3 protein-coding genes are annotated in these 11,101 nt (G+C 76.5%); all 3 read left to right on the forward strand.

Annotated features, from left to right (window positions below; genetic code table 11):
• The first annotated feature begins 123 nt into the window (after positions 1-123).
• Genes ACFXGA_RS27850 through ACFXGA_RS27860 form a run of 3 tightly spaced genes read left to right on the forward strand, consistent with a single transcriptional unit; the run spans position 124 to position 11,058 of the window.
• On the forward strand, positions 124-2,049 hold the full coding sequence (locus ACFXGA_RS27850) for an SDR family NAD(P)-dependent oxidoreductase (RefSeq protein ID WP_378092788.1): 1,926 nt from the start codon (positions 124-126) through the stop codon (positions 2,047-2,049).
• A 1-nt stretch (position 2,050) separates the two neighbouring features.
• A complete protein-coding gene (locus ACFXGA_RS27855) occupies positions 2,051-5,326 on the forward strand; it encodes an amino acid adenylation domain-containing protein (RefSeq protein ID WP_378092790.1) in 3,276 nt (1,091 codons plus the stop codon).
• Positions 5,327-5,331: 5 nt separating this feature from the next.
• The gene (locus tag ACFXGA_RS27860; protein ID WP_378092792.1) at positions 5,332-11,058 is read left to right on the forward strand and encodes an SDR family NAD(P)-dependent oxidoreductase; all 5,727 of its coding nucleotides are present in this window, start codon (positions 5,332-5,334) and stop codon (positions 11,056-11,058) included.
• Positions 11,059-11,101 lie beyond the last annotated feature (43 nt).

Consider the following 11,101-nt stretch of genomic DNA (forward strand, 5'->3'; position numbering starts at 1 on the left):
CCCGGGGGGGGCCGCCGCCGTGGGGCGGGTGGGCGCGGCTAGCGACCCGCCCCGGCGGGCCCCCCCCCCCCGGCCCCCGGCGACCACCCCGCCGACCTCACCCGCCTGCTGGGCGGGCTCGACGTGGGCGACGACGAAGTGACGGTGGTGCACCTGTGGGGCCTGGACGCCGGGGCGGCGGGCCCGGACGACCTGCTCGACGCAGAGCGGGACGCCTGCGCCGACGCCGTGCACGCCGTGCGGGCACTGGTCGGCGCGGCCGTTCCGGCCCGGCTGTGGCTGGTCACCCGCGGCGCGGTGGCCCTCGACGGCGAGGTGCCCGGGGTCTCCGGCTCGACGCTGTGGGGGCTGGGCCGCTCGGTGCGCCAGGAGCACTCCGGCATCTGGGGCGGCCTGCTCGACCTGGACCCGGCGGCGACCCCCGACACCGCCGCGGGCGCGTTGCTCGACGAGATCGGCCGCGGCCCCGGAGAGGACCAGGTGGCGTTGCGCGACGGACAGCGCCACCTCGCCCGGCTGGTCCGCGCCGAGGGCGTCGAGCCCGCCGGTGCCGCCGGGTTCGACTGGCGGCCGGACGGCACCTACCTGATCACCGGCGGCCTGGGCGGCCTCGGCCTGGCCGTGGCCCGCTCGGCGGTGGTCGCCGGCGCCCGCCGGCTCGTGCTGCTGGGCCGCACGCCGCTGCCACCGCGCGGGCGGTGGGCCGAGCTGTCCGACGACCCCCGCGTGGCGGCCGTCCGCGAGCTGGAGTCCCTGGGCGCGGCGGTGCACCTGGAATCGCTCGACATCGCCGACGCCGGCCGGGTCCGGGAGTTCCTGGACCGCCACGAACGCGAGGGCCGGCCGCCGATCCGCGGCGTCGTGCACGCCGCCGGCGTGGGCGACGTCGTGCCGCTGCCGGAGCTGACCGCCGAGGTGCTCGACTGGCACCTGCGCCCCAAGGCGCTGGGCGCGTGGGTGCTGCACCGCTGCCTCGGCGAGCGCGACCTGGACTTCTTCGTGCTGTTCTCGTCGACCAGCGCCGTCCTCGGCTCGCCCTTCTTCAGCGCCTACGCCGCGGCCAACGCCTTCCTCGACGCCTTGGCGCACCTGCGCCGGGCGCACGGCCGGCCGGCGGTCAGCGTCAACTGGGGCATCTGGCGCGACACCGGCCTGGCCGCCCGCGAGGCCGAGGCCACCCCCGGCCTCAGCCGCGGCATGGGCACGCTGACGCCCGCGCAGGCGCTGCGGGCCTTCCACCGGCTGCCCGCCCACGACGTCGCCCAGCTCGCCGTCATCCCGGTCGACTGGGAGGAGTGGGGGCGGCGCTACCAGCAGGTCTCCGGTTCGGTGTTGCTGGCCGAGCTGGTCGACGCGCCGGCGGGCGAACCCCGTCCCGTCGCCCGCCGCGCCCGCGTGCTGCCCACCCGCGACGAGCTGGCCGCGCTGCCGACGGCCGAGCGCGCGCCCCTGCTGACCGCGCGGCTGGCGCTCAGCCTCGCCGCCACGCTCGGTTCGCGCACGCCGCCGGATCCCGACCAGCCGCTGTTCGACCTCGGCGTGGACTCGCTGATGGCGGTGGAGCTGAAGAACGAGATCGAGGGCGCGCTGGGGGTGTCGCTGCCCATTTCGGCGTTCCTCGACGGCGCCACCGCCCGCGACCTGGTCGACCGGATCACCGGGCACCTGGCCGACTCCGGCGGCGACCGGCCCGACGACGGCCCCATCAGGCGGGTCGAACGGGTCGAGGACGCCGCCGCGCGGCTGCTGGCCGAGCTGGCCCGGATGCCGGACGACCCCGGCTCCACGAATCCCGACACGAACGACTCCGGCACGAACGGCCCTGTCAGGAACCGCCCCGGCACGAGCGGCCCCGGCTCAGGGATCCGCGGCCCGGATGGTCCCGGTTCGGCCAACGGCGGTCCGGACGGCCCCGGCTCCGGGACCCGCGGCGCGAACGTCCCCGGTTCGCGAAACGGTGGCTCGACGAGCCCCGGCCCGGACGTCCCCGGCACGAACGGCACCGGGCCGACCGCCGCGACCGCGGCCCCGACCGGCGAGAGGAGCTGACGTGACCGACCTGCGGATGGCGCTGGCCGCGTTGCCCGAGCACAAGCGGGCCCTGTTCGAGGAGCTGATGCGCGAACGCGGCATGGTCGAGAACACCTTCCCGCTGTCGGTGGCGCAGCGCGGGATCTGGTTCCTCGAACAGGTGCGGCCGGGCAACCCGGCCTACGTCATCCCGGCGGCGCTGCGCCTGCGCGGCACGCTGGACGTCGACGTGCTGCGGGCCGCCGTGGCCGGGATCGTGCGCCGCCACGAGGCCCTGCGCACGACCTTCGAGCTGCGTGGCGGCATGCCGGTGCAGGTCGTCCACCCGGCCGTGGACGTGCCGGTGACGGAGGTGGACCTGCGCGGGCAGGACGTCGAGGGCGAGGCGTTGGAGCAGCGGATCGCCGCCGAGCTGGCGGAGCCGTTCGACCTGACCACCGGCCCGCTGCTGCGCCTGCGGCTGCTGAGGCTGGGCGAGCGGGACCGGGTGCTGGCGGTGGCCACCCACCACCTGGTCTCCGACGGCCGGTCGGTCGGCGTGTTCGTCTCCGAGCTGTCGGCGCTCTACGCCGCGTTCACCGCCGGCCGGCCCTCGTCGCTGCCGCCGCCGGCCATCCAGTACGGCGACTTCGCCGTCTGGCAGAACGAGCGCGCCGCCGGCGACCTGGACTACTGGCGGCGGCACCTGGAGGGCGCGCCCGCGGCGCTGGAGCTGCCCACCGACCGCCCCCGGCCGGCGGTGCAGGGGTTCAACGGCGGTTCGGTGCCCTTCGAGCTGCCCGCCGCGCTGATGGCGGGGCTGGGCGCGGTGGCCAGGCAGCACCGCGCCACCCCGTACATGGCGCTGCTCGCGGTGCTCCAGGTCCTGCTGCACCGCTGGACCGGCCAGACCGACGTCGTGGTCGGCGTCCCGACCGCCAACCGCACCCGGCCCGAGGTGGAGTCGCTCATCGGGTTCTTCGTCAACACCCTGCCGGTGCGCACCGACCTGGCCGGGGACCCGACCTTCGACGCCGTGCTCGCCTCCGTGCGCGCGTCCTGCCTGGCCGCCTACGCCCGCCAGGACGTGCCGTTCGAGCGGATCGTCGAGGACCAGCGCCGTCCGCGCGACCTGAGCCGCTCACCGGTGTTCCAGGTGGGCCTGTCCTACCAGGGCGACCCCCTGCCCGCCCTGGAGATGGCCGGCGTGTCGATCAGCCGGGTGCCGCTGCGCGCCCGCGGCGCCCGCTTCGACCTGGAGCTGCAGTTCTTCTCCGACGACGAGGGCCGGCTCACCGGCTGGTTCGAGTACGACAGCGACCTGTTCGAGGAGACCTCGGTGGCCGGCCTGGCCCGGTGCTTCCGCCGGCTGGTCGAGCAGGTCGTGGACGACCCCGCGACGACCGTGGCGAGCCTGGAACTGCTCGACGGCGCCGAGCGCGAGCGGGTGCTGGCGGCCGGCGCCGGGCCCAGCCGGGAGTGGCCGGGTGTCGGTCTGGTGCACGAGCGCGTCGCCGAGCAGGCCCGCGCCACCCCGGACGCCGAGGCGGTGCGCTTCGAGGGCCGCTCGCTGACCTACGCCGAACTGGACCGGTGGGCCAACCGGCTGGCGCACCGCCTGGTCCGCGGCGGCGTCGGCCGGGACGTGCCGGTCGCGGTGAGCGTGCCGCGTTCCCTCGAACTGGTGGTCAGCCTGCTGGCCGTGCTCAAGGCGGGCGGCGCGTACCTGCCGCTGGACCCGGCCTACCCGCGGGCACGGCTGGCGCACATGCTGGACGACGCCGCCGCGCCGGTGCTGCTGACCCGCCGGGACGTGGTGGACGGGCTTCCCCCCACCGCGGCGGAGGCGCTGTGCGTGGAGGAGCTGGACCTGTCCGGCGAGCCCGACACCGATCCCGGCGTCGCCGTCGACGGCGAGGACCTGGCCTACGTCATCTACACCTCCGGTTCCACGGGCAGGCCCAAGGGCGTGATGAACGTCCACGCGGCCATCCGCAACCGGCTGCTGTGGATGCAGGACGCCTACCGGCTCGGCCCGGACGACCGGGTGCTCCAGAAGACGCCGTTCTCCTTCGACGTGTCGGTGTGGGAGTTCTTCTGGCCGCTGATGTCGGGCGCGACGCTGGTCGTCGCCCCACCCGACGCGCACCGCGACAGCGGTCGCCTCATCGAGCTGATCCGGTCCGAGCGCATCACGACGCTGCACTTCGTGCCGTCGATGCTCCAGGTGGTGCTGGGCGAACCCGGTCTGGAGGAGTGCACGTCGCTGCGGCGGGTGATCTGCAGCGGCGAGGCGCTGCCCCGCGCCACCCAGGAGCGGTTCTTCGCACGCAGCTCCGCCGAGCTGCACAACCTCTACGGGCCCACCGAGGCCGCCATCGACGTCACCCACTGGCGGTGCCGCCGCGACGGCGACCCGCGCCCGGTGCCGATCGGCTTCCCCATCGCCAACACGGGTGTGCACGTCCTGGACGACCGCCTGCGCCCGGTGCCCACCGGCGTGGCCGGTGAGCTGCACATCGCCGGCCGCAACCTCGCCCGCGGGTACCTGGGCCGGCCCGCGCTGACCGCCGAGCGGTTCGTGGAGCACCCCCTGGGCAGGCTCTACAAGACCGGCGACCGGGCGCGGCAGCGGTCCGACGGCGCGGTGGAGTACCTGGGGCGGCTGGACGACCAGGTGAAGCTGCGCGGGTTCCGCGTCGAGCTCGGCGAGGTGGGCTCCGCGCTGGCCGAGCACCCGGACGTGACCGAGGCGGTGGCGGTGGTCCGGGGCGACCGCCTGGTGGCGTACCTGGTCGCCGTGCGCGCCGTGCCCGCCGTCGAGCTGACCGCCCACCTGCGCGAAAGGGTGCCCGACTACGCGGTGCCCTCGGTGTTCGTGCCGCTGCCGGCGATCCCGCTGACCCCCAACGGCAAGCTCGACCACGCCGCGCTGCCCGAGCCGGACGGCGCCCGACCCGAGGTGGCCACGGCGTTCGTCGCGCCGGGGGAGGGCCTGCCGGCGACCATCGCGCGGCTGTGGTGCGACGTGCTCTCCGTCGACCGGGTCGGCGCGCACGACAACTTCTTCGACCTCGGCGGCCACTCGCTGGCGCTGGCCCGGGTGCGGGCGGCGCTGGTCGAGGCCCTGGGCCGGGACGTGTCGATGGTGGAGCTGTTCCAGTACCCGACGGTCGCGGCGCTGGCCGAGCACCTGGCGCGCGACGGGGACGCGCCCGCGTTGGCCGGGGCGGCCCGAGCCGAGGCCCGCAGGCAGGCCCGTGAGGGGCGCGGACGGGCGGCCGACCGCAGGGCGCGTTCGCGGAATGGGAGGTGACCGACATGGCCGACACGACCCGAACCACGGCGACCACCGCCACGACCGACACGAGCGGCGTGACCGGCGGCACCGGCACAGCTCACGGGACCGGCGCGACGCGTTCGGCCGGCACGGCTGACGTGACCGGCGGGGGGAATGCGCCCGGCGCGGCCGGCGGTACCGGCGCGACGAGCTCGGCCCCCGCACCCGACCCGACCGGCGTGACCGGCTCGGCCCGCGCAGCCGACTCGGCCGACGTGGCCGACCGGATCGCGATCACCGGCATGGCCGGGCGCTTCCCCGGCGCCGACGACGTCGAGCAGTTCTGGCGCAACCTCCAGGGCGGCCGGGAGACGATCTCGACCCTGACCGCCGACCGGCTGGCCGAGTCCGGTGTGGACCCGGCCGAGGCCGCGCGGCCGGGCTACGTCCCCGCCAAGGGCGTGCTGGAGGGCGCCGACCGGTTCGACGCGGCGTTCTTCGGCTACAGCCCGCGCGAAGCGGAGCTGATGGACCCCCAGCACCGGGTCTTCCTGGAGTGCGCCTGGACGGCGTTGGAGTCCGCCGGGTGCGACCCGGCCGCGAGCACCGGCCGCATCGGCGTCTTCGCGGGCACGAGCATGAACTCCTACCTGCTGTTCAACGTGATGGGCAACCGGCGGCTCTACGACTCGACCGGCCCCTACCGCACGCTGCTGGCGTCCGACAAGGACTTCCTGGCCACCCGGGTGGCCTACCAGCTGGACCTGCGGGGACCGGCGCTGACCGTGCAGACGGCGTGCTCGACCTCGCTCACCGCGGTGCACCTGGCCTGCCAGAGCCTGCTCAGCGGCGAGTGCGACACCGCCATCGCGGGCGGGGTGTCGGTGTCGGTGCCGCTGGCGGGCGGGTACCTGCACGAGCCGGGCGGCATCATGTCCGCCGACGGGCACTGCCGGCCGTTCTCCGCCGACTCGGACGGCACGGTGGCGGGCAACGGCGTCGGCGTGGTCGTGCTGCGCAGGCTGGCCGACGCCCTCGACGACGGCGACGCCGTCGTCGCCGTCATCCGGGGCTCCGCGATCAACAACGACGGCTCGCTGAAGGCGGGCTACACCGCGCCCGGCGTGGACGGGCAGGCCGAGGTGATCGCGGAGGCGCTGGCCGTGGCCGGCGTGGACGCCTCCACCATCGGCTACGTCGAGACGCACGGCACCGGGACCGCGTTGGGTGACCCGATCGAGATCGCCGCGCTCAGCCGCGCCTACCGCGAGCACACCGCCGACACCGGCTACTGCGCCCTGGGCGCGGTCAAGGCCAACGTCGGCCACCTCGACGCCGCCGCGGGCGTCACCGCCCTGATCAAGGCGGCACTCGTGCTCGACCGCGGGTCCATTCCCCCGCTGGTCGGCTACGCGGGCCCCAACGAGGCGTTGGACCTGGCCCGGAGCCCGTTCTTCGTCAACACCGAGCCCTTGCCGTGGCCCCGCGGCCGGACCCCGCGCCGGGCCGGGGTCAGCTCGTTCGGCATCGGCGGCACCAACGCCCACGTCGTGCTGGAGGAAGCGCCGCTCCCCGCCGGGCCCGCCCCCGAGGCCGCCGCCGGGTACCACGCGCTGGTGGTGTCCGGCCGGACCCCGCGGGCGGTGGCCGACAACGCCCACCGGCTGGCCGACCACCTCCAGGCCCAGCCGGGCACCCCGCTGGCCGCCGCCGCGCACACCCTGGCCACCCGCCGGCGCGCGTTCGGGCACCGACAGGCCGTGGTGTCCCGCGACACCGCGCAGGCCGTGGCCGCGTTGCGCCGGATCACCCCGGCCGACTCCTGGACCGCCGCCGAGAACCCCGGGGTGGCGTTCCTGTTCCCCGGCCAGGGCGCGCAGCACGTCGGCATGGGCCGCGACCTGCACGCCCACGAGCCGGTGTTCGCCGCCGAGCTGGACCGCTGCGCCGAGCTGTTCGCCCCGCACCTGGGCGAGGACCTGCGCGCGCTGGTCCTGGCGCCGCCGGAGCGGGCCGACGAGGCCGCCGCGCGGCTCGCCCTGACCGACGTCACCCAGCCCGCGCTGTTCGCCGTCGAGTACGCCCTGGCGCGGCTGTGGCACTCGCGCGGGGTCCGGCCCACCGCGATGGCGGGGCACAGCGTCGGCGAGTACGTCGCCGCCTGCCTGGCCGGGGTGTTCTCGCTGCCGGACGCGGTGCGCCTGGTGGCCGCGCGCGGCCGGCTGGCGCGGTCGATGCCGCCCGGGGCCATGCTGGGCGTCTTCCTGCCCGAGGCGGACGTGCTCGACGTCCTCGCCGGTCAGGACGGGCTGTGCGTGGCGGCGGTGAACTCCTCCGGGCTGACCACCGTCTCCGGCGACTCCGCCGCCATCGCCGAACTGCGGCGGCGGCTCACCGTGGCCGGTGTGCCGTGCCGGGAGTTGCGCACCTCGCACGCGTTCCACTCGCCGAGCATGGACGCCGCGGTCGAGCCCTTCACCGCCGAGGTGCGCCGGGTCACCCTGTCGGCGCCGACCGTGCCGTTCCTGTCCAACGTGACCGGCACGTGGATCACCGCCGAGCAGGCCACCGATCCCGCCTACTGGGGGCGGCACCTGCGCGCGGCGGTGCGCTTCGGCGACGCGCTCGACGTGGTGCTGGCAGATCCGGGCGCCGTGCTGCTGGAGGTCGGTCCCGGTCACACCCTGGTCAACTTCGCCCGCGACCACGTCGCCTGGCGAGAGACCCACACGGCGGTCTCGTCGCTGCGCCACCCCGACGAAAACCTCGACGACCGCGAGCACCTGCTCGCCGCGCAGGCCCGGCTGTGGGGCGCGGGTGTGCCGGTGGACTGGACCGCCGGCGCCGCCGGGTCCGGGCGCCGCACCGTCGCGCTGCCCGGCTACGCCTTCCAGCGGCAGCGCTACTGGGTCGAGCCGGACGGCGACCGCCCGGTCGCCGCGCCCGCGCCGGGGCGCGACTGGTTCTACGCGTCGGGGTGGCGGCGGCTGCCGTTCCCCACCGGTGACGCGGAACCGGTCGTCGACGCCGCCTGGGCCGTGCTGGGCGCGGACCTGCCCGTGGGCGCGGCGGTGGCCGACCTGCTGGCGCACCGCGGTGCGCCGGTGGTCCGGGTCGTGGCGGGAAGGGCGCTGGAGCGCGGTGCGGGGGCTTGGACCGTCGACCCGGCCAACCTCGACCACGCCGCCGCACTGGTGACCGCGCTGGCCGAGGCGGGCCGGCCGGTCCGCCTCGTGCACGCCTGGAGCACCGGCGAGGACGAGCCCGGCCTGTCGGGCGCCGCCCGGCTGGACCGCGCCCGCGCGGTGGGCTTCGACAGCCTCCTGACCCTGGCCCAGGGCATCGCGCGGGCCGCCGTCCCGGTGCGGCTCGACGTGCTGTCGCGCGGCCTGCACGCGGTGACCGGCGACGAGGCGCTGCGGCCGGAGCACGCGACGCTGCTGGGCGCCACCACGGTGATCCCGCAGGAGGTCCCGGGGGTGTCCGTGCGGACCCTCGACGTCACCGGCGTGCCGCCGGCCGACGCGCTGACCGCGGTGCTGACCCGTCCCACCGCCGAGGGCGACCTGGCGCTGCGGGGCCGGCACTGGTGGGTGCGCGACTTCGACGCCGTGCCGCTGACGCGTGGCGGCTCGCGGCTGCGCGACGGCGGCGTCTACCTGATCACCGGCGGGCTCGGCGGCGTCGGGGTCGCGCTGGCCGAGCACATCGCGGGCGCGGTCCGGGAACCGGTGCTGGTGCTGCTCAGCCGCACCGGCGTGGACGGCGACGCGACCGGCGGCCGCGCCCGTGCCGTCGCGCGGTTGCGGGACCTGGGCGCGCGGGTGGAGGCGCCGACCGCCGACGTCACCGACGAGGTCGCGGTCACCGCGCTGGTCGCCGACCTGCGCGCGCGGCTGGGCGGCCTGCACGGCGTCGTCCACGCCGCCGGCGTGCCCTCGCGCGGCGTGATCGCGGGCAAGACCCGGGCCGACGCCGACGCGGTGCTGGCGGCCAAGACCCGCGGCGCGCTCGCGCTGGACCGGGCCTGCGGCGACGGGCTGGACTTCCTGCTGCTGTGCTCGTCGCTGACCTCCCTGCTCGGCGGTCCCGGCCAGAGCGACTACTGCGCGGCCAACGCCTATCTGGACGCCTTCGCCCAGGCCAAGCGCGCCGAGGGCGCGCCGGTGTGGTCGATCGCCTGGGACACCTGGCGGGGCGTGGGCATGGCCGCCGGGTTGACCGCGGCGCTGGGCGGCGAGGACCTCGGCGAACCGGTCGGCCACCCGCTGCTGCAGCACCTGGTCGCCGAGTCGGGGACCTCCCGCACCTACCGCACCGAGGTGACCTCCGACCACTGGGTGGTCGACGACCACCGGATCATGGGCGCGGGCCTCGTGCCCGGCACCACGTACCTGGAACTCGTCCGCGCCGCCGTGGCGCACCGGGCCGCGGGCCGGGCGGTCGAGTTGGGCGGGGTCGTGTTCGCCGCGCCCGTCATCGTCCCCGACGGGCGCAGCCGCGTGCTCTACACGACCGTCGAGGAGCGCGACGGCGGCGGGCGGTTCACCGTGCGCAGCCGCGACGGCGACACGTGGCAGGAGCACGCCGCCGGGTCGGTGTCCTTCGGCGCCCCCGAGCCGCCGCCGGCCCGCGACCTGGCGGAGCTGCTGCGCCGGGTCGGCCCGGCCGAGGTGGTCGACCACCCGGAGGAGATCAAGCGCCGCTTCAAGCTCGACCTGGTCGAGCGGGGCGGTCCGCTGGAGTTCGCGTTCGGCCCGCGCTGGCAGTGCCTGCGCGAGATCCGCGTCGGGGACCGGGGGCTGCTGGTCACGTTGCGGTTGGACGAGCGGTTCGCCGGCGACACCGCCGAGTACGGCCTGCACCCGGCGCTGCTCGACGTGGCCGGCGCCTCCGCGCGCATCCACGCCCGTGACGTGTTCTACCTGCCGTTCACCTACCGGAAGCTGCGGGTGGACGCCGCCCTGACCGACACCGTCCACTGCTTCGTGCGGCTGCACGACTCCGGCGACTCCGGCGAGACGCTGACCTGCGACACCGAGATCTACGCCCCGGACGGGCGGGCGCTGGCCCGCATCGAGGGCTTCACCATCAAGCGGGTCAACGACCTCGGCGCGCTGCGGGCGAAGGTGGCCGAGGCCGTCGCGGCCGAACCCGCCCCGACCGGAGGCGTGCTGCGCGCGCTGGGCGAGGGGATGGCGGCGCGGGACGCGGTCGCCGCCTTCGCCCGCATCTGCGAGGCGGCGGAGCTGCCCGACCGGCTCGTGGTCGCGCACGCCGAGCCGGGCGAGCTGCTGGCGCTGGCCCGGACCGTCACCCCCGAGCTGCTGGCCCGGGAGGCGGGGGCGGTCGCGCCGCCGGTCGGCACGCACCCGCGACCGGACCTGGACACCCCCTACGCCCCGCCGGGCACGCCCGCCGAGCAGGCCGTGGCGGAGGTGTGGCAGGAGGTGCTGGGCCTGGACCGGGTGGGCGTGCACGACGACTTCTTCGCCCTGGGCGGGCACTCCCTGGCCGCGGTCCAGATCGGCGCGAAGCTCCAGGGCCGGTTCGGCGCCGCGCCGGACCTGCGCCGGTTCTTCGACCACCCCACCGTGGCCGCGACCGCCGCCCTGCTGGACGCCGGCGACCGGCACGACCACGAGGTCATCGAGGTGCTGAGCCGGGACGAGCGCGCCGGCGTGGACGAGCTGTCCGACGCCGAGGTCGAGGCGATGCTGCTCGACCTGCTGGCGCGGGAGAACCGGGAGCAGGAGGACCTGGCATGAGTGCGTTGCGACGGCCCTCGGACCGGGACATGACGACCCCCGT

This window comes from Actinosynnema sp. NPDC059335, from assembly GCF_042752395.1.
In the GTDB taxonomy this organism is placed as follows: Bacteria; Actinomycetota; Actinomycetes; order Mycobacteriales; family Pseudonocardiaceae; genus Actinosynnema.

Excerpts from the sequence above, each read along its gene's own strand:
- ACFXGA_RS27860 (WP_378092792.1), top strand. The coding sequence starts at position 5,332 with ATGGCCGACACGACCCGAACCACGGCGACCACCGCCACGACCGACACG.